This window comes from Providencia sp. TYF-12 (assembly GCF_041344805.1).
In the GTDB taxonomy this organism is placed as follows: domain Bacteria; phylum Pseudomonadota; class Gammaproteobacteria; order Enterobacterales; family Enterobacteriaceae; genus Providencia; species Providencia huashanensis.
Window position 1 is genome coordinate 1,256,136 of the sequence record NZ_CP166833.1, and the last position, 18,654, is coordinate 1,274,789.

Genomic DNA, 18,654 nt, shown 5'->3' on the forward strand with positions numbered 1-18,654 from the left:
TATGAGCGCAATCTTAACAGAACGACTGGTCTCTATTGCACAAGCTGCACGTAAGGCAGGCCATGGCAAAAAGGAAGCGATTTACCAGGCTGCCTGTGAGGAGTTGAACTTATCACGTGCAACATTATTACGTCGTATCAAGGAAGTCGCCATGACTGAACCTCGTAAACGTCGAAATGACTCAGGCAAAAGCGCATTAACCCGCGATGAAGCCTTGTTAATATCGGCAGCATTGAAAGAATCAACACGTAAGAACGGCAAGCGCCTGTATTCCATTAAAGATGCAGTGAACGAGCTGCGCGCCAATAACATGATACGTGCAGAGTCAATTGATGAAACGACAGGTGAAGTCAAATTATTGTCTGAAAGCGCCATTAGCCGTGCATTACGGGCTTATAAAGTGCATCCAGACCAACTGGACAAACCTGCACCGCATAGCCGATTAGCCAGCCTTCACCCAAACCATGTTTGGCAAATCGACGCCTCGTTGTGTGTGCTGTATTACCTGAAAAATGGGGCTAAAACCAGCGGGTTACGGGTCATGCACCACGACCAATTTTATAAAAACAAACCCAAAAACTTGGCAAAAATCGCCAATGAGCGGGTATGGAGCTATGAAATCACGGATCACACTAGTGGCTGGATTTATGTGGAATATGTTTTAGGCGCAGAATCAGGCGAAAACCTGTGCAGTGTGTTAATCAATGCGATGCAAGAACGCGGTAATGCGGATGTGTTGCACGGTGTACCAAAGATTCTGTATATGGATCCGGGGTCAGCCAACACCGCATCAACGACTAAAAATCTGTGCCGTTCATTGGGAATTAATGCTATTTCCCATGCGCCAGGCAGCGCACGGGCAACAGGCTCTGTGGAAAAAGCCCGTGACATTATTGAGCGCAAGTTTGAGCCGGGTTTAGTGTACCAGCCTGTTAACAGTTTGGAGGAATTGAATGCGTTAGCCAAAAAATGGCGCAGCGTGTTTAACGCCACCGAAAAACACAGCCGCCACGGCGACACACGCACCAATATTTGGCTAAAAATCACGTCTGAACAGTTAGTGAAAGCACCAAGTGTTGAAATATGTAAAGAATTAGCGATTGCGACACCTGTATCACGTGTGGTCGAGGCAACCTTAGAAATCAAATTTAAGGGGCATAAATACAGTGTGGCGGATGTACCCGGCATCATGGTGGGTGACAGCATTTTAGTGACGCAAACCCCGTGGCGTGAGGATGCAGCACAAATCGTGTTACATGATGAAAATGGGCATGAGTATTTTCATTTAGCTGAACGCGTTGAATTTAATGAATTTGGGTTCGCTGAAGATGCCTCCATCATTGGGCAAAGCTACAAGAAACCCATTACAACCGAGGCACAGAAGACCCAAGCCGAAATCGAACAATTGGTTACAGGCACCACATCCAGTACGGATGCCATCGCCGCCCGTAAAGCCAAATCGATACCGTTTGGTGGGGAGTTTAACCCTTACAAATCCTTGGATGAGGCTGCATTACCCAGTTACTTGCCGAAGCAAGGCCAAGAGTCAGAGGTGCGTAGCCCTCGCATAGAGCAGCGCCCATTAACACATGTTGAAGCGGCTAAATTGCTACGCGAAAAACTACTTACTCTGAATTTCACGTGGACAGCGCAGCATTATCAACAAATTACACGGTTATACCCTGACGGTGTACCGGAAAATGCCATTGAGGACTTGATCCAATTATTGACGACGGAAACGGCGTCCAACGTGGTCAACCTACGCTAAGGAAACATCATGTTGAGATTAAAAGAAGTGATGAAAGAACACCAAATTTCACAGCAAATACTGGCGACAGCAGCAGGCATTTCTCAACCCGCTATCGCGCAGCTAGTGAACCACGGTAAATGGCCTAAACAGCATACCGAGCAAGTTCGCCAGCGTATTTGTGAGTTTTTGGATAACCATGAATTAGACAGTGCTGAGGTGTTTAATGAGGTGTCGCCCCAAACCAATGATTGCGACACCTCTGCCCCAGATAGCACAAAATCAGAGGACGAGACTATGTTACTAGCAAAACAGGTGTTATTACCAGCAACAAAAAAACATTTTGGTTTATTCCGTGATCCGTTCTCGGACGAAGCCTTACAGGGTGCGGACGACGTCTTTGTTACCCCTGACATACGTTATGTGCGTGAAGCCCTGTACCAAACAGCACGTTACGGCGGTTTTTTGGCGATTGTCGGTGAATCGGGTGCAGGTAAATCGACGCTACGCCGTGACTTAATTGACCGCATTAACCGTGAAAATGACCCTATTATCGTGATAGAGCCGTATATTATTGCGATGGAAGATAACGATATTAAAGGGAAGACCTTAAAAGCGGGTTCGATTGCAGAAGCGATTATCAATACCATCACACCACTGGAAAATGTGAAACGTAGCCAAGAGGCCCGTTATCGCCAGTTGCACCGTGTTTTAAAAGACAGCAGCAACGCGGGTTACCAGCATGTATTAGTAATTGAAGAGGCTCATGCGTTGCCAATCCCAACACTGAAGCACCTAAAACGCTTTTTTGAGTTGGAGAACGGCTTTAAAAAGTTGCTTTCTATTGTGTTGATTGGGCAGCCTGAATTGTCTCTCAAGCTGTCTGAGCGTAACCAAGCAGTACGTGAAGTGGTTCAACGCTGTGAGGTGGTGCAGCTCCCACCACTCGATAATCAGTTACATGAGTTTTTAACCTTTAAATTTGGGCGTACAGGCAAACCTATCAATGAGGTGTTAACTGATTGCGCCATTGAAGCGATACGCAATCGACTGAGCCAAGTGAAAAGCGGTCGTCGTGAAGCCGTAAGCCTACTGTATCCACTGGCCGTGAGTAACTTAATCATTGCAGGCATGAATTTAGCGGCACAAATCGGCGTTCCGGTGGTTGATGCGGATGTGATTAAAGGAGTCTAAGCCATGAAAAAGCACACTCAACCTATTCAATATGAGATGGAAAATGCCAATAAAGCATTAAATACGGTCATCAATATGGGGTTTGTGGTACTGCATTTAGAAATTGGTAAGCACAGTCGCCCGACATTTACAGTTGTATCAACGAGTATTTGCAAAAAGCTCGTTGAGTTAGGTCAAGCAGCCCGTTTTTTTGATGATCACAAAGATGGGAAGCATACCGTGAAATATCAATACCCCTTGAATAATTGTCGTGTGGTTTGGAAGGAAACTTTGTGATGAATCATCAATTTAGCTGTAAGACTTGTGAGCACCCAGTAGAAGCATTGCAAGGGCAATCTGCCCCCTTGAAGCAGGATGAGTACGGTGTGCTTTTTGTGGATGTGATTTTAGCGTGCCCACACTGTGCTGAGCATTATCACGTTGAAGTGGCGACCAGTGCCTTAAAAATCGCCTCGTCATACCAATACAAATAAAGGATCTAACTATGTCTGTTAATGATAAACAATACACAAAACATGAAGCCCCAGAGGGTTACTGGCGCGATGCTAAAGGCCGTTATATCCCCATTGAAATGATTAAACCGATTGATCGTTTAAGAGATGAGTTAGTAGGTCGCATCATTGAGCCAGCCCTTGCTATAACAGAAACACTTAAGGAATTTAAATCATTTTCATTTGGTGAAACTGATGCTTTTCGCGCTCTGTCAGCTGAGCAATATAACGCGCCTATTGGTGGTGAAAAAGGAAATGTGACCTTTCATTCATTCGATGGAGAATATCGTATTCAAGTAGCGATACATGACCGCATTTCATTTGATGAACGACTGAAAACAGCAAAAACTTTAATTGATGAGTGCATTATGGAATGGTCTGAAGGTTCCCGACCTGAAATCATGGCCATTATTAATGATGCATTTCGTACTGATAAAGAAGGAAAAATACGCCAACAAGACGTTTTAAATTTGCGGAATTTAGATATTACGCATGAAAAATGGTTGCGAGCGATGGATGCCATTAGCGAATCAATCAAAGTTATCGATAGCTGCCGTTATATCCGTATCTATAAACGAACGGGTGACAACAACAAATATGACCAAATTCCGCTGAATATCACGGGGGTTTAAGATGGCACGTTTAACCTATATTTACTGTGCAACAATGGCTTCTCAAGCTGAACAACTGGGACGTTATTCTCAAGCCCATACACATTGGATTGATGCCTCACGTTTGGCGCGTAAATCAGAAAACCGTGTTTGGGCTGAACTGCGTGCTGAGTTTTGTTTGAAAGCACCTATTTTTATTAGGGATCGCCATGAAAACACTGACAGCAAAACAATTTAATGAACGCTATCCGGTTGGTAGCTTCTTTATTTACCAACCGAACCACATTTTACGGGGTGGCCCAACAGCAAGAACATGGGGAAAAGCAGAAGAGAAAGATAATCGAGTGATGGTAGAAATCGATATTTATCCGCACTATGTCGATATTAACTCTCTCACTATCATGACTTATGGTAATAATCATAAGTAATTAAAAAATAAAAACTTTCAATATTTGGCGTAAACCCGTCGAGGATTGCTTACGCCAAAATCAGGAAACACGGTATTTCAAGGTGACTTATGAATAATAAAGAACGTTATTTTCAGAAAATCAAAAAGCTACTGAATAAAGCACGAAATAATAGCAGTGCTGAAGAAGCGGCAAGCGCTTTACGTATGGCGCAAAAGCTAATGCAAGCGCATGGTTTAAGTGAATCTGATGTGGCGCTCAGTGAAATTACAGAGTGTAAAGCGCATAAAACACCATCGAATGCAGCCAAACCGCCACAATACATGCTCTTTTTAATTCATGTGATTTCAAAAGCTTTTGGTGTACGTCATTACTTAAGTTGGCATGGGATCACTAAAGTTCGACGCTCTGTTGTGTTCTATGGCATTGAGGAACGTCCGCAAATTGCCTGTTATGCGTTTGAGGTTCTCTCTCGACAGCTAAGTAAGGGACGTACCGAGTATAGAAATAGTCTACATAAAAATACCAAACCATCTAAAAGAACAGATTTAGCCGATACCTGGAGTGAGGCATGGGTAAATGGGGTTTGGCAAGCTATTACAGAGTTTGCAACCACTGAGCATGAAGATAAACAAATGGATACGTTTTTAGCGCGGTTAAAAGAAAAACACAATGTTACCGATGTGTCTGGTCGTGAAAGCCATCAACACAAGCAATCAAATCAAGCGGCCAATGATGGGTATCGGGCGGGTAAAAAAGTGCGATTAGCACAAGGCGTAGGGGGTGATGGCTACCAACCAGCAAATATTGGTTTCAATAATGGAGTAGAAAAACATGCGTAAAAAATATTGGTGCCCTAAGTGCGACAAGCCATTTCCACCTGAAAATTTTTCTATTCAAGTTGGGGATAAGGTTGATTACATGACTGAGCAAGTTTGTGAGGATGAAAGTGGTAAGCGTTTCTTACGCTATCAAGCGGAGGAAGGCGAAGTGCTTAAAATTGAGGGAGAAAACGCATTTATTGCCTGTGAAGATGGTGATGAAGACTGGTTTCCGCTGGGTTCACTTACGCTCTCAGCAGCCCCAAATGTACTAACAATGGCACTCACTGGAGTTTGTGAGTGTAAATCTGAAGGTACTTCAAATGATTGAATTTCTAACTTTAATGTGGGGATACATTGCTACTGGCATGGCACTAGGGTTCGGTATTGCAATGGGAGTCATTGCAGCGATTGGTTTTCATCGTTTTTGTAATGCGTACTTTATGTTCTACATAGTATCGCCATTGCTAGGCAAAATTCATCTGTGGAGAATGAAGAAATGATCACAACTATTATTTATCTAATTTTAATCTTAATTGGTGGCATTTATTCAAGTTATCAAGCCACGAGATGGCTTCTCATGTTATGGGATCGCCTCCGCTATAAGCGAAGTTTTAAATCTCAATTATTGAAAAAAGCAGCTATCAAATTGATGGATGCAGGCAAAAAAGTGACGGGTGTTAAAGCAGACCAAGTCACTATTTATTATGACGATAGCCAATCACATACATTTCTCAGTGAAAATGCCGCTCAGCAAGTACGGTGTATATTGCAATTTCACCAAGGTTTGGATGAAGAATCTAGGCGCACTTTGGAAGCCACAATTGACAACATCCGAAATAAATCACCTGAGCAATCTCAATATGAAAAAGTGGTGGATTATTAAATTAATAAGGCGCTTAGCGCCTTATTTTCTGGCTTTGTTGTTGGTGGTTTTATTTTTCTCATTCCTAACCGTGATGGCTATCCGCTTGAATGACCCCACCTGCAAAGCCGATATGGACAGCTTTAAAAAACGCTGTGTGACAGCAATTCAGCATTATAGGGGGCAATATGCACCGCAATAAACTTATCCAACTCATTCACATTGCTCGAACGGAGCAAAGCCGTAAGGGATTGATGGACGATGACAGCTACCGCGCAATGTTACGACGGGTAACAGGCAAAGATTCCTGCAAAACCATGAGCACCTCAGAGTTATCGAAGGTGCTTTCTGCATTCAAAAACCAAGGCTTCAGTATTAAATCTGATGAATCAGCAAAGCCATTACGAAGCTTCCCAATGGGGCGCAAGATATGGGTGTTATGGCAAAAGCTGGCGAGTGCCAAGCTCATTAATGACAACTCAGAAAAGGCACTTGAAAAATGGATAGCGCGTGAATTGGAAGTTGAAAAGCTGACGTGGCTGCATATGGAGCCACAGAAAGCGCATCAGGCCATTGAGATGCTCAAGCAATGGTTATCACGGGCTTAAGGAGAAAGATAATGACAACATTAATGGAAGAAACACGTAACTCCCTCCTTGGCGAACTTGCAGATCACATCAACGAGCAAGCTAAAAATCATGGTGTGGAGGAAGACCTATCTGAGCAGCTATCCGTCAATATTGTCGATTTTATCTGTGAGCACTTTTCAGGCCAAACTATCTCTTTTCCCAAAGATATGCAGTTTAGGCGCGCCAAACGCAACCAGCAAATCTATGATGACTATCAACGTGGAATGCGCTGGCCTGATTTGGTTCGCAAATATAATATGGCTGATAGAACGATACGGAGGATCGTCGAACGAATGGAAAAAAGGTTGAAAAGTAAAATGCAACCAGATATGTTTGGTGACGCGGGGTGAAAACCCCGTTTTTTATAAATTTTTCGATGTTGTAAAATGAAATACTCTTTCACTTTAGTGTCCCAATATATCCCCATACCTACCACTAAATACCAGAATTATCGCACACCCTTATATTATTTATCTCACTTCTCATCAAAAAACGGGCAAAGTGTGAATGTGAATATTATTAACCAGCTACCGGAAGAAACCACTGTTCATTGGCATGGTTTAGAAATCTCAGGTGAACAAGATGGTGGTCCGCAAGCGATTATCCAACCAGGAGCAAGCCGTAAAGTCAATTTTACGGTTAATCAAAGCGAAGCAACTTGCTGGTTCCATCCTCATACTCATGGAAAAACAGGCCACCAAGTGGCGATGGGGTTAGCGGGCTTAGTGATAATTAAAGACGATGATAGCACCAAGCAGGGGCTGCCAAGTTCTTGGGGAGTGGATGATATTCCTGTTATTTTACAAGATAAACGTTTAAAAGATGATGGTCAGATTGATTATCAACTCGATGTGATGAGTGCTGCGGTGGGTTGGTTTGGCGATATGATGCTAACTAACGGGGCTGTTTATCCAAAACATGTGGCACCTAAAGGCTGGCTACGCTTGAGATTACTGAATGGCTGTAATGCTCGTAGCTTAAATATTTCGACCAGTGATGGGCGTAAAATGTATGTTGTTGCCAGTGATGGCGGTTTACTCGCTGAGCCAGTTGCTCTAACTGAATTACCTATTTTAATGGGCGAACGCTTCGAAGTACTTATTGATGCTTCAGATGGTCGCGCTTTTGATCTTGTGACCTTACCTGTTGGGCAAATGGGTATGACTATCGCACCTTTTGACCAGCCATTACCTGTTTTACGTATCGAAACAACATTAACACCGAGTGAAGGAAAACTGCCTTCAACGCTTGCTGCAATACCGGCTATCCCTTCTCTTGCTGGTTTAAATCGCCGCCGGTTCCATTTAATGATGGATATGCGTTTGGATATGCAAGGTATGATGATGTTACGTGAAAAATATGGTCCGCAAGCGATGGGCAATATGGGCGGACATGGCGCTATGATGGGAAATATGGGTCATGGGGCGATGATGAATAATGGAGAAATGAACCATGGGAACATGGGACAAGGAAATAAACGTGGTGGGATGGGAAATGGAGGCCATTGTGGAACTAATTCAGGTGATTTAGACATTCACAATGCAAATACTATTAATGGACAAGTTTTCTCAATGACGCATCCTGCATTTAATGCCCCAATAGGTAAGCAAGAGATTTGGGTTGTTTCAGGGCGTGGTGACATGATGTTACACCCATTCCATGTGCATGGAACGCGTTTTCGTATTTTGAAAGAAAATGGCCAAGCGGTAGCGCCACACCGGCAAGGTTGGAAAGACATCGTTAAAGTTGAAGGGCAAGTGAGTGAAATTTTGGTGGAATTTAATCATCCTGCAACACAGCAGCATCCTTTTATGGCTCACTGTCATCTACTTGAGCATGAAGACACCGGCATGATGATGGGCTTTACTGTAAGTTAAGCGATATCCTAATTTTTAGGACAAAATGCAGTACTAAATTTTAGTACTGCATTTTCCTTTATTAGTATCTAGGTTCTGCCTATGCTAAAATTACGCGCTTTCCATTTCCATAGATGCGTAATTGAAGATGAAACATACCCTTGAAGTCATGATCTCTGAAGAAGAGATTGCACAACGAATCAGTGAATTAGCAGATAAAATTAGCACTCATTATCAACAAGTTGATGGTGAGTTAGTCCTTGTTGGTCTGCTAAAAGGTTCCTTTATTTTTATGGCTGATTTGTGCCGTAAAATTAATGTTCCCCATGAAGTCGATTTTATGACTGTTTCAAGTTATGGCAATGCAATGACATCGAGTCGTGATGTGAAAATTGTCAAAGATTTGGATGAAGATATTCGTGACAAACATGTCTTGATCGTGGAAGATATTATCGATTCAGGCAATACCTTAAATAAAGTCCGTGAGATTTTCGAATTACGTGGCCCTAAATCAGTCGCAATTTGTACATTACTTGATAAGCCTTCACGTCGAGAAGTGGATGTCCCTGTCGAGTGGATTGGCTATTCAATTGAAGACAAATTTGTGGTTGGTTATGGTATCGATTACGCTCAACAGTACCGTCATTTACCTTATATTGGTCATGTAACCTTACTTGAAGATTAAGGTATAAACAACGAATAACTAAAAAGGACAGCAATGCTGTCCTTTTGTTTATTCTCATTGAAATTTCAATGAATTATTTTTAGTTATTCTCGATAATTACAGGATAACCAGTAATCTTTCCATTCTTATTATCAAGGTAAGGCGTAATCAGTGTAGTGATATCTCCTGAACTGATTTTTCCATAATAATTAGAAATAGAATCGTCTGCTTTAGCCGTTAAATCAAGACCTGCACTCATAATACCGTCATAGTTAGAAATCTTGTTCGCACTCGCATTTAGATTTCCTGCACTATTAATTTGAGCATAGTTATTAATGATTTCGTTGCCCATTGTAATATCAATGTCAGCTTGCCCTGCTGCGGGGAAGATAGCATTTGTCTGAATAATCCCTGAATTATTATTCAGCTGATAACCTTTGATATTAATGCTACCATCATTAGCGATAATTCCGCCTTTTTGAGATGATGATAAGCCAAGGTGGAAGGTACCTCTTTTAAAGTCGGCAGCATTGGTATTGCTAACGTATTCAGCATTCATCACTATATTATTGTCAGCTTTAATTAATCCACTACTATTATCTAGATACTTAGAGATAAAGTTAAGATCAAAACCTTTAATATAGCTTAAATTGTTTACCAAATTACCAATGTTGAATGTGGACTTACCATTGTTAGAAACAATAGTACTACTCTTAACATTGGTTAGCTTCGGTGATGTGATATTCATCAATTTGTCGCTACTAATAGTCGATACAGTATCGTTGATGATTTCTCTGCTGGCGGTGATGTCCATTCGACCCGTTTCCGCTTTAATTACCGATTCTTTGTTTGATAGGTAAGTACCGTCAATATTCACACGACGATTAGCATTAATGGCACTAGAACGATTCTCTAATTCAGTGCCCGTAAAGCTAAAGTCCCTCCCAGCTGTTATAGCTGAATGTTCATTTATTATCCGAGCATCAGTAATATTGATATCTCGGCCTGCGATCAGCCTATTTTTTCCGTATTTACTATTGCTATCTTGCCTGTTATAAACAAAACCGTTCTTAATATTAATATCGCCTTGTTCAGCTAAAACTAAACCGCCTGTATTGTTAATGGTGGAGGTGGAGTGAAGATTCAGGTTGACGTTTTTCTTTGCACTGATTAAGCCATCATACATATTAGCTATGTAACCAGTAATAGCGGTAATAGTGATGCTTCCATCAGTTGAAATAATGGTTCCTTTATCATTCAGAAGCGCCATTTCAGTTCCATGAAGGTAGTTGACATCTGGGGTGCCAGTTATATTAATATCCCCTTTACTTTTTATGGTTCCTGTATTATTTATCGAATAAGAATCCACAGTTAACCCACCGTTTCCAGCATTGATTAACCCTTTATTCTTTAAATAATTGCGTTTAACATTAACATTCAGGTTTATTTTGTTGGCATTTAAGCTGCCTTTAGAGTCAACAGTGATACCATTGAAATTTGGATCATAAGAAGCTTCCGACAAGCTAGAAAGTGTCTTACCATTTGGGTCAAACAGACTCGCGCCTGCTGATATATTTAGCTCATTGGCTTCGACCTTACCCTTAACCAATACAGCAGAGGAAATAAGGTCAATAGTATTATTGGATGTTAGGTGGTTATTAACTGTGATTTTGCCTTTATTGACGTTATATCCAATTAAGTTATCACCAGCCATAAGAGGGGTGCCTGCTACAAAGGCACCACGTGATGCATTAATAAACCCACAGCTATTACAGGTAATACCGGAAGCATTAGCTACAATCACTTGCGCTGTTTTGCCTGCAACTTCCATCATCCCATTTATAACACTAGTTTTGTTAGAAACTACTTCATTTAAAATAACTTTAGCTTCATTACCAGCAGTTAAGTTACTATTACCGAAGATGCTTCCTGCTAATTGAGTGTTAGTCGTTGAACTACTGTTATTGAAAATAACACCCTTTTCACTCACATTGAAGCTGTCAAAAGTATTATGTGAAATACCTTTATCAGTTGGTTTTTTAATGTGAATAATATTAGGGCCATTAGTATTATAAATGATACCTGTACCATCTAGACTATAAGTTTGATTGTAATCAGTAGATGAAAAATAAGGAGTGTATAACTCTGTTACATCTTTAGAATTAAGCTCACTATAGCGGTGATAGATTCCATCAGAGCCTTTCAGTTTTATTTTTGCACCTGAATTTATTTTAGCATCATAGTTATATATCTCTTTGGCATTAATAACGATATCTCTATCGCTGTTTAGTTCACCTCTATTATTATCAAAGTTTCCTGTTAAATTAAACTCTATTCCACCTTTGCTAGCAGCTCTTTCTCTTATTTCGCTTTTAAAGAAACCATAGTCGCTGGATATTTTATCACCATTGACAGTGATACCGCCATCTAAAGTTTCAATCCCACCAACGTTATTAGCTAATCCAAATTTGTATGCAACTTGATTGAAATTATTCGAGTATGTGTTATATAACTGATTAACATTAAGCGTTATATCATTATATGAACGAATATATCCGCCACTGTTGCTTAGTGAGTTAGCATCAACATTGAGTTTGTTTGCATTAATAAAACCCAGTCCATTATCAATGGTGTTTGACTCAATATTTAGCTGGTCACCTGAGATATGCCCACCGTTATTCTGAATATTATTGACCTTAATATTGGATATATAGGTTGGTGTGGTGCTAGCTGTATTTGTCGCAGAAACTATTTTTCCTTTATTGGTAAGCTTATTAGCGGTAATATTTAATCCTCTTCCACTACTAATAATTGAGTTTGCATCATTACTAATTTCATCTGAAACGATTAAATCTAATTTAGCATTCTTCGCAGTAATTGATGATGCTTTATTTTTTAGTGTATAAGCATTAAGTGCTAGTTTACGATTGGCAGTAATGGATGAGTTAGTAATTTCACTATAACCTACAGTTATATTGACATCTCTACCTGCTTTAATTTTTGCATTTTCGTTATAAATACGGCCAGCATTAATATTGACATCTCTGCCTGCAATAATTCTATCTTCAGATCTTGAAGTATCACGCCATTGATAAAGAGTGTCTCTAGTATCGACATTAATATCGCCTGTTTCAGTTTTAATTAAACCACCACCATTCTGAATAACATTGGACTTAATGCCAACATTATTTTTAGCATTAATTATGCCACCCCTGGTATTTGATATCAGGCTATGGGATGTTAAATTGATATCACCAGAGGTTGAAGTAAGGCGGCCTCCCTGATTATTAAAAGTCGTATCAATTTCACCAGGTTTTCTAGCGATTATATTAAGATCTTGTTTGGCAGTAATAGCAGCTTCACTGTTATTCAAGGTGTCAGCATTGATATTAATATTACCAGAAGATTCAATTCTCTTATAGTTAGTCAACCCACCTGCCGTGTTAACGGATAGCCCTTGATCTCCGGCTAAGATAGTTCCTTGGTTTTTTACACCCACTCCACCTTCTGTGGTAATTAAGGTAATTTTATCCGCATACATACCACCTAACGCAGAGACATCAATACCGACAGATGGACGACTTCCTGTACCCGCAACAGACGTTACTGCAGTTCCATTCGTATCAACAAAATTATTGCCGGTAACCACTTTAATTTCTTCAGCTTTTAACCGCCCATTGATGAGCGCAGAACGAGAAATAAGCTCTGTTGGTGAGTCTGAATTTAAACTATTATTGACAATGATTTGCCCTTTGGCAACATTATAGCCAAGGAGTTCACCATTTGAAACCAAAGGCTTACCAGTCGTCAATGTTGTACTTTCAGTATTAATAAAACCACATGAGTTACAAGTAATACCTGATGGGTTAGCGACAATAACTTGAGCTTTCTTACCCGCAACTTCAACCATACCATTCAGGGTAGTTGCATTATTAGAGTTAACCTCATTTAGGATAACTTTTGCTTCACCACCTGATAGATTAAGGTTCCCGTTAATTAAACCGCCTAATTGTGTATTAACATTATCTTTACTGTTATTTAGAATAGCGCCGTTTTTATCAACATCGAACTTACTGTATATATTGTGAGAAACACCTTTATCACTAGGTTTGTTAATATGAACAATGGTAGGACCATTGTTTTGATTCATGACACCAGCACCGTTAGTATTGATTATTTCTGCGTGAGCAATAGAGGTAACTCCTAAAATTGCTGAAACGCATAAAACGATTGGTTTTAGTTTTAACGTGGGGGTTGATGACCCACTTTTAATAGGCAAACTCATAGAAATATCCCTAAATATAATTGGAGATTGATATTTATAAACTAATAATATTCCATTATAGCCAGTAAATTATGATAGAATTAAAAAATAAGTATATTTAAAAGTGTTTAACTGACTTTGTTTTTTATTTGATAAAATTAAATACCATTAACAAACTAAATATGGATTAAAATGTAGTTTTTTTTACTAAGTCCTTTAGTATCAATGAATAAGGTTTACTCTGCGGCAGGATAATTATGTGTTAATACTTAAATGTCTATACTTACATAATTTTTCTTATTTGGAGTTAATGTTAAGTTTCATTGAATATATATATTTTGTTATTTATTACCTTTAATGAATCTCTATTTTATTTTATTTTATTTTATTTTTATATTACTCTAATTTTGGATTAAATAAAAAAGCTCTCATATGAGAGCTTTGAATTTAAATTATTTTTTTTGAGTTAATGTTGCAATAGCTTCTCTATAACAGAGTTCAAGTTTTTCTCTGCTGTCTGCAGTGATATGTAAATCTTGTAAACGACCATTATTAATCCCGTAAACCCAACCGTGGATCATAACATTTTGTCCACGCTTCCAAGCTGATTGCATAATTGTTGAATGGCCTAAATTATAAACTTGTTCAACTACGTTTAGTTCGCATAAGCGGTTAAGGCGCTCGCATGGTTTGAGTTCACCTAACATTGAGCTGTGGCGATACCAAATATCACGTATATGCAGCAACCAGTTATTAATTAAACCGAGCTCGGTGTTATCAACAGCAGCTTCAATCCCACCACAGCCGTAGTGACCGCAGATAATAATATGTTCGACTTGAAGCACATCAACCGCATACTGTATAACTGACAAGCAATTGAGGTCTGTGTGTATAACCAAGTTAGCGACGTTACGGTGAACAAATAGATCACCAGGGGCTGCGTTAATTAATTTTTCTGCAGGTACTCGACTGTCTGAGCAGCCTATCCATAAGAATCTCGGCTTTTGCGCTTTTGATAATTCTTTGAAGAATTCAGGATCTTGTTCTTTTACTGATGCTGACCATGCTTCATTGTTAGCAAACAGCTCTTCGATTTTTCTCATCATGACTTATAGCCTAGTTGTGTTACTTTGCGATAAAATCTTATACAACATTTATTGATTAAATAATAATTAGTTATACTAATTACAGTATCCTTATGATGAACCTCTCTTTTAGACAAGACAACCATTAATTACTAACTCATTGAATTATTTTAAATAAATCAATTATCTCTTTTCTGCATAACATAGAACAGAAAAAAGTGGCATCATAAGATTATATTGCCTGTAAACCGTCTTAAGAATAAAGGTTTTTTTTACATATGACATATGCACTTGAGTTATCACAGTTAACCAAAACCTACCCTGGTGGAGTGAGAGCCCTAAGAGGAATAGACCTAAGCGTTGAAGATGGAGACTTTTATGCTTTGTTAGGGCCAAATGGCGCGGGTAAATCTACAACAATTGGCATCATCAGTTCATTAGTTAATAAAACTAGTGGTTCTGTAAAAGTTTTTGGCTACGATTTAGAAAAACAAGTTGTTCAAGCTAAGCAGCAACTTGGTTTAGTCCCTCAGGAATTTAATTTCAACCCATTTGAAACAGTATTACAAATAGTGCTTAACCAAGCGGGTTACTATGGCGTAGCTCGGCCCGTGGCTGTACAACGTGCCGAGCAATATTTGTCGCAGCTTGATTTATGGGAGAAGCGTAACGAGCGTGCGCGTAATTTGTCTGGGGGTATGAAACGCCGTTTAATGATTGCTAGAGCATTAATGCACCAACCGAAACTGTTAATTTTGGATGAACCAACCGCTGGAGTTGATATCGAATTACGCCGCTCAATGTGGACATTTTTAAAAAGTTTAAATGCGCAAGGGACAACCATTATTTTAACGACACATTATTTGGAAGAAGCTGAAATGTTGTGCCGTAATATTGGTATTATTCAACATGGCGAATTAGTTGAAAATACCAGTATGAAACAATTGTTAAGCCAACTGGAATCAGAAACTTTCATTTTCGATTTAGTACCCAAAAGTCCTATCCCTCAGTTATTGGGGTATGAGTCCCGTTTAATTGATACATCAACTCTTGAAGTTGATGTCAAAAGGGAACAAGGGCTGAACAGTGTTTTTAGTCAACTTAGTGAGCAAGGTATTCAGATTTTAAGTATGCGTAATAAAGCTAACCGTTTAGAAGAGTTATTTGTGAACTTGGTTAAAAAAGAAAATAATGTGACTGAAAAGGGGATAGTGTCATGATCTCATTATATTGGGTTGCATTGAAAACCATTTGGATAAAAGAAGTTACTCGATTTGGTCGTATATGGGTACAAACCTTGTTACCACCAGTTATTACAATGTCATTGTATTTTGTCATTTTTGGTAACCTGATAGGTTCTAGAATTGGTGATATGGGGGGCGTGGACTATATGCAATTTATAGTACCAGGTCTGATAATGATGGCAGTGATCACGAACTCATACTCAAATGTATGTTCTTCATTTTTTGGGTCTAAATTTCAGAAAAACATTGAGGAATTACTTGTTGCTCCAGTTCCAACCCATATTATTATTGCTGGTTTTGTTGGTGGGGGGGTTGCAAGAGGGATTTTAGTTGGCTTCTTGGTTACTTTAGTATCACTATTTTTTATTCCATTACAGGTTCACTCATGGGTTATGGTCATAGTGACACTTCTATTAACTGCAATTGTGTTTTCATTAGCTGGGTTATTGAATGCTATTTTTGCCAAGACATTTGATGATATTAGCATTGTTCCTACCTTTGTATTAACACCACTAACTTATTTGGGGGGTGTTTTTTATTCATTGTCATTACTACCGCCATTTTGGCAAGCAGTATCCAAGCTGAATCCCATCGTTTATATGATTAGTGGTTTTAGATACGGTTTCTTAGGTATTGCTGATGTTTCTATCGGAATTACCCTTGGGGTGCTTATGATTTTCTTGGTTGTTTTCTATTTGCTGACTTGGTATTTAATTGAGCAAGGTAGAGGGTTACGCAGCTAACTTAGCATATTTTATTTTTCTTAAGGCCATATCTAAATTTGTTATTTAATTAATTAGATATGGTCAGTTTTTAAGTATAAATACGCAGGTGATTTAAAATTAAATTAACTGGTAAAAATACTTAGTTTATTAGAGATTAAGTTTGGTAGTATAAATTTTGGAATAAATTTAGCGATTATTTACATATGAAATAGTTTTATTGGGAAACTGCAAGGTTTATAACATCTCATTCGGAATATTCCGAACTAAATCTATAGCTTTTTTCAATAAATAAACGGTTATTTATAACACTCCCTTCAAAATATATAGTTATTTATCTCTGATGTAATTAAAATTTAGAGTTAAAGACTCAAAATACAATTAAAGTATTTATATTATTAACTCGTGCTTATTATAAGTAGATAAAGTAGTTGTTATAGCTGGTTATAATTATATTTTAACTTAATTAGCTTGTTTTGTTATCGTTAACAAATGGTTTTTCTTTATTTTTTGATATATTTCTCTAAATGATCATTGTCAATAAGTTTAATTATGGATTTAATTCTTTCTTTAAATTAAATTTGCGAGTTTACTCTTAATATGGATTTTATTTAAAAAAGCTAATATACTTTTTGTGAATTAAATATATGGGGTATTAAGTATTCAAAAGTAATTTAACTACTAGTCTTGTACATAATTAATAATTATTTACTGGTATATAAGAGGTTTATATGATTTTAAAAAAATCTGTATTAATGACATCAATTATTATTGTGTCATTATCGGGCATGGCACATGCAGCGGTTGATAGTGGTAATGCTAGAGGTACGATAAATTTTAAAGGGCAATTTATTGATACAACTTGCACTATTGAAGTTAATAATACAAATAAAAATGAAGGTACTGTGCAACTGGGTACTTGGATGACAAATACCTTTGATAAAATCGGTGAATTAACAGAAGCTGTTCCTTTAACAATAGGCTTAAGTGGCTGCCCTGCAACATTAACTCGGGCACGAGTTACTTTCGGTGGGACGGCACATGCTGATGACAACAAACTATATGCGGTTAGTGAAGCAACAGGTGTTGGTATTGGTATTTCTGGTGATGTAAATGGAACAAATTTTTATACTCCAGACACTGAAGCTGATGGTATTGATTTAACGAGTAATGGCGGTGAGAAAACCTATTACGCACGCTACGTTACAACTGCGAATGAAGTTACAGCAGGTAAAGCGAATGCTGATGTCACAGTAACTATTCAATACAACCAATAATTAACTTAATTAGGGAACGATTGTTCCCTCTTTTTGATAGGGGAAAATTTTGAAAAAATCTCTTATTTTACTAGTACTTCTATGTATGACAGCAGTTAACGTAAATGCTAGTGTGGTTTTAGGTGGTACGCGCGTCATTTATGAAGGTAATAAAAAAGAAGCCTCTATATCAGTTCGGAACGATGAAAAAATCCCTTTTCTTGTTCAGTCGTGGGTGAATAGTTTTGATGATAGTGAAAAACAGAAAATACCATTTACAGTAACACCGCCTCTTTTTCGTATTGAGCCTGAATCAGTAAATGCAATTCGAATTGTATTAACGGATCCTAAATTACCATCAGATAAAGAGTCTATTTATTGGTTAAATGTTAAATCAATACCGCCGTCTGACCCTAATGCAACAAATAATTTAACTATCTCAATTAATAATAAAATTAAGTTAATTTATCGCCCAGTGGATTTACCAACAGCAGATGCATTTACTGCCTATGAAAAGCTCACCTTTGAAAAGAAAGGAAATAGCTTAAAATCTAAAAACCCAACACCTTATTATGTGTCATTTGGTGAACTAAAAATTGGCAATAAAAAAATTACTGATCCTGGCATGGTGCCTCCAATGGGAGAAGCAACTTGGAATATTTCAGAAATCCAAGCAAATCAGGTGACTTGGAGTGCTGTTAATGATCATGGAACGATAACAAAAACAAAAACTCAGACATTAAAATAATTCGTTGGAAGAATATACATTATGCGTTGTATTCCAAGAAAACAACTCTT

General features: G+C 38.5%; 21 protein-coding genes and 1 pseudogene. 20 read left to right on the top strand and 2 right to left on the bottom strand.

All coding sequences use genetic code 11. From position 1 onward, the window contains the following. The first annotated feature begins 1 nt into the window (after position 1). The 16 genes and pseudogenes from ABE954_RS05525 (at position 2) to hpt (ending at position 9,306) form a co-directional block, all read left to right on the top strand. Positions 2-1,768 (top strand): transposase family protein, encoded by a 1,767-nt coding sequence (locus ABE954_RS05525; RefSeq protein WP_371025787.1) that lies wholly within the window; start codon positions 2-4, stop codon positions 1,766-1,768. Positions 1,769-1,777: 9 nt separating this feature from the next. Then, complete coding sequence (locus ABE954_RS05530; protein ID WP_371025788.1) at positions 1,778-2,941, top strand: AAA family ATPase; 1,164 nt, start codon at positions 1,778-1,780, stop codon at positions 2,939-2,941. A 3-nt stretch (positions 2,942-2,944) separates the two neighbouring features. Next, the gene (locus ABE954_RS05535) at positions 2,945-3,217 is read left to right on the top strand and encodes a hypothetical protein (RefSeq protein ID WP_131680105.1); all 273 of its coding nucleotides are present in this window, start codon (positions 2,945-2,947) and stop codon (positions 3,215-3,217) included. Next, the gene (locus ABE954_RS05540; protein ID WP_369103905.1) at positions 3,217-3,414 is read left to right on the top strand and encodes a hypothetical protein; all 198 of its coding nucleotides are present in this window, start codon (positions 3,217-3,219) and stop codon (positions 3,412-3,414) included. The genes ABE954_RS05535 and ABE954_RS05540 overlap by 1 nt, the downstream gene beginning before the upstream one ends. An 11-nt stretch (positions 3,415-3,425) precedes the next feature. Beyond that, positions 3,426-4,064 carry a DUF3164 family protein gene (locus ABE954_RS05545; RefSeq protein ID WP_371025789.1) on the top strand — a complete coding sequence of 213 codons (639 nt, stop codon included), beginning with the start codon at positions 3,426-3,428 and terminating at the stop codon, positions 4,062-4,064. Position 4,065: 1 nt separating this feature from the next. Continuing rightward, on the top strand, positions 4,066-4,281 hold the full coding sequence (locus ABE954_RS05550) for an ANR family transcriptional regulator (RefSeq protein WP_131680108.1): 216 nt from the start codon (positions 4,066-4,068) through the stop codon (positions 4,279-4,281). Beyond that, positions 4,253-4,471 (top strand): hypothetical protein, encoded by a 219-nt coding sequence (locus ABE954_RS05555; RefSeq protein WP_371025790.1) that lies wholly within the window; start codon positions 4,253-4,255, stop codon positions 4,469-4,471. The genes ABE954_RS05550 and ABE954_RS05555 overlap by 29 nt, the downstream gene beginning before the upstream one ends. A gap of 89 nt (positions 4,472-4,560) precedes the next feature. Beyond that, positions 4,561-5,292, top strand: coding sequence for a DUF2786 domain-containing protein (locus tag ABE954_RS05560; RefSeq protein WP_371025791.1), 732 nt, complete (start codon positions 4,561-4,563; stop codon positions 5,290-5,292). Further along, positions 5,285-5,602: a hypothetical protein gene (locus tag ABE954_RS05565; protein WP_210836756.1), complete on the top strand. Its 318-nt coding sequence runs from the start codon at positions 5,285-5,287 to the stop codon at positions 5,600-5,602. Before ABE954_RS05560 ends, ABE954_RS05565 begins: the two co-directional genes overlap by 8 nt. Continuing rightward, positions 5,595-5,774 (top strand): hypothetical protein, encoded by a 180-nt coding sequence (locus ABE954_RS05570; protein WP_210836758.1) that lies wholly within the window; start codon positions 5,595-5,597, stop codon positions 5,772-5,774. The genes ABE954_RS05565 and ABE954_RS05570 overlap by 8 nt, the downstream gene beginning before the upstream one ends. After that, on the top strand, positions 5,771-6,157 hold the full coding sequence (locus ABE954_RS05575; RefSeq protein WP_210836760.1) for a hypothetical protein: 387 nt from the start codon (positions 5,771-5,773) through the stop codon (positions 6,155-6,157). Before ABE954_RS05570 ends, ABE954_RS05575 begins: the two co-directional genes overlap by 4 nt. Continuing rightward, a complete protein-coding gene (locus ABE954_RS05580; protein WP_131680113.1) occupies positions 6,135-6,338 on the top strand; it encodes a hypothetical protein in 204 nt (67 codons plus the stop codon). The genes ABE954_RS05575 and ABE954_RS05580 overlap by 23 nt, the downstream gene beginning before the upstream one ends. Beyond that, a complete protein-coding gene (locus tag ABE954_RS05585; protein WP_371025792.1) occupies positions 6,325-6,744 on the top strand; it encodes a phage protein GemA/Gp16 family protein in 420 nt (139 codons plus the stop codon). The genes ABE954_RS05580 and ABE954_RS05585 overlap by 14 nt, the downstream gene beginning before the upstream one ends. Before the next feature lie 11 nt (positions 6,745-6,755). Beyond that, positions 6,756-7,115: a Mor transcription activator family protein gene (locus ABE954_RS05590; protein ID WP_210836764.1), complete on the top strand. Its 360-nt coding sequence runs from the start codon at positions 6,756-6,758 to the stop codon at positions 7,113-7,115. Between the two features lie 132 nt (positions 7,116-7,247). Beyond that, a pseudogene (gene cueO / locus ABE954_RS05595) lies at positions 7,248-8,642 on the top strand (multicopper oxidase CueO); the annotation flags it as partial. A 127-nt stretch (positions 8,643-8,769) separates the two neighbouring features. Continuing rightward, on the top strand, positions 8,770-9,306 hold the full coding sequence (gene hpt, locus ABE954_RS05600) for a hypoxanthine phosphoribosyltransferase (protein ID WP_042848219.1): 537 nt from the start codon (positions 8,770-8,772) through the stop codon (positions 9,304-9,306). Positions 9,307-9,385: 79 nt separating this feature from the next. Here hpt and ABE954_RS05605 read toward each other — a convergent pair whose 3' ends face one another. Next, the gene (locus ABE954_RS05605; protein WP_166687287.1) at positions 9,386-13,570 is read right to left on the bottom strand and encodes a filamentous hemagglutinin N-terminal domain-containing protein; all 4,185 of its coding nucleotides are present in this window, start codon (positions 13,568-13,570) and stop codon (positions 9,386-9,388) included. A gap of 431 nt (positions 13,571-14,001) precedes the next feature. Next, positions 14,002-14,655: a carbonate dehydratase gene (gene can / locus ABE954_RS05610; protein ID WP_042848217.1), complete on the bottom strand. Its 654-nt coding sequence runs from the start codon at positions 14,653-14,655 to the stop codon at positions 14,002-14,004. Between the two features lie 257 nt (positions 14,656-14,912). On the opposite strand from can, the gene ABE954_RS05615 reads away from it, so the two are divergent. The 4 genes from ABE954_RS05615 to ABE954_RS05630 all read left to right on the top strand — a co-directional run bounded on the left by ABE954_RS05615 (position 14,913) and on the right by ABE954_RS05630 (position 18,604). Then, positions 14,913-15,854 (top strand): ABC transporter ATP-binding protein, encoded by a 942-nt coding sequence (locus tag ABE954_RS05615; protein WP_042848216.1) that lies wholly within the window; start codon positions 14,913-14,915, stop codon positions 15,852-15,854. After that, the gene (locus ABE954_RS05620) at positions 15,851-16,621 is read left to right on the top strand and encodes an ABC transporter permease (RefSeq protein WP_042848215.1); all 771 of its coding nucleotides are present in this window, start codon (positions 15,851-15,853) and stop codon (positions 16,619-16,621) included. The genes ABE954_RS05615 and ABE954_RS05620 overlap by 4 nt, the downstream gene beginning before the upstream one ends. 710 nt (positions 16,622-17,331) lie before the next feature. After that, the gene (locus ABE954_RS05625) at positions 17,332-17,877 is read left to right on the top strand and encodes a fimbrial protein (RefSeq protein ID WP_042848214.1); all 546 of its coding nucleotides are present in this window, start codon (positions 17,332-17,334) and stop codon (positions 17,875-17,877) included. Between the two features lie 49 nt (positions 17,878-17,926). Beyond that, the gene (locus ABE954_RS05630; protein ID WP_042848213.1) at positions 17,927-18,604 is read left to right on the top strand and encodes a molecular chaperone; all 678 of its coding nucleotides are present in this window, start codon (positions 17,927-17,929) and stop codon (positions 18,602-18,604) included. Positions 18,605-18,654 lie beyond the last annotated feature (50 nt).

Excerpts from the sequence above, each read along its gene's own strand:
- ABE954_RS05575 (WP_210836760.1), top strand. The coding sequence starts at position 5,771 with ATGATCACAACTATTATTTATCTAATTTTAATCTTAATTGGTGGCATT.
- ABE954_RS05535 (WP_131680105.1), top strand. The coding sequence starts at position 2,945 with ATGAAAAAGCACACTCAACCTATTCAATATGAGATGGAAAATGCCAAT.
- ABE954_RS05615 (WP_042848216.1), top strand. The coding sequence starts at position 14,913 with ATGACATATGCACTTGAGTTATCACAGTTAACCAAAACCTACCCTGGT.
- ABE954_RS05585 (WP_371025792.1), top strand. The coding sequence starts at position 6,325 with ATGCACCGCAATAAACTTATCCAACTCATTCACATTGCTCGAACGGAG.
- ABE954_RS05605 (WP_166687287.1), bottom strand. The coding sequence starts at position 13,570 with ATGAGTTTGCCTATTAAAAGTGGGTCATCAACCCCCACGTTAAAACTA.
- ABE954_RS05545 (WP_371025789.1), top strand. The coding sequence starts at position 3,426 with ATGTCTGTTAATGATAAACAATACACAAAACATGAAGCCCCAGAGGGT.
- ABE954_RS05570 (WP_210836758.1), top strand. The coding sequence starts at position 5,595 with ATGATTGAATTTCTAACTTTAATGTGGGGATACATTGCTACTGGCATG.
- ABE954_RS05590 (WP_210836764.1), top strand. The coding sequence starts at position 6,756 with ATGACAACATTAATGGAAGAAACACGTAACTCCCTCCTTGGCGAACTT.
- ABE954_RS05555 (WP_371025790.1), top strand. The coding sequence starts at position 4,253 with ATGAAAACACTGACAGCAAAACAATTTAATGAACGCTATCCGGTTGGT.
- ABE954_RS05525 (WP_371025787.1), top strand. The coding sequence starts at position 2 with ATGAGCGCAATCTTAACAGAACGACTGGTCTCTATTGCACAAGCTGCA.
- ABE954_RS05625 (WP_042848214.1), top strand. The coding sequence starts at position 17,332 with ATGATTTTAAAAAAATCTGTATTAATGACATCAATTATTATTGTGTCA.
- ABE954_RS05565 (WP_210836756.1), top strand. The coding sequence starts at position 5,285 with ATGCGTAAAAAATATTGGTGCCCTAAGTGCGACAAGCCATTTCCACCT.
- ABE954_RS05540 (WP_369103905.1), top strand. The coding sequence starts at position 3,217 with ATGAATCATCAATTTAGCTGTAAGACTTGTGAGCACCCAGTAGAAGCA.
- ABE954_RS05580 (WP_131680113.1), top strand. The coding sequence starts at position 6,135 with ATGAAAAAGTGGTGGATTATTAAATTAATAAGGCGCTTAGCGCCTTAT.
- ABE954_RS05550 (WP_131680108.1), top strand. The coding sequence starts at position 4,066 with ATGGCACGTTTAACCTATATTTACTGTGCAACAATGGCTTCTCAAGCT.
- can (WP_042848217.1), bottom strand. The coding sequence starts at position 14,655 with ATGATGAGAAAAATCGAAGAGCTGTTTGCTAACAATGAAGCATGGTCA.
- ABE954_RS05620 (WP_042848215.1), top strand. The coding sequence starts at position 15,851 with ATGATCTCATTATATTGGGTTGCATTGAAAACCATTTGGATAAAAGAA.
- ABE954_RS05530 (WP_371025788.1), top strand. The coding sequence starts at position 1,778 with ATGTTGAGATTAAAAGAAGTGATGAAAGAACACCAAATTTCACAGCAA.
- hpt (WP_042848219.1), top strand. The coding sequence starts at position 8,770 with ATGAAACATACCCTTGAAGTCATGATCTCTGAAGAAGAGATTGCACAA.
- ABE954_RS05560 (WP_371025791.1), top strand. The coding sequence starts at position 4,561 with ATGAATAATAAAGAACGTTATTTTCAGAAAATCAAAAAGCTACTGAAT.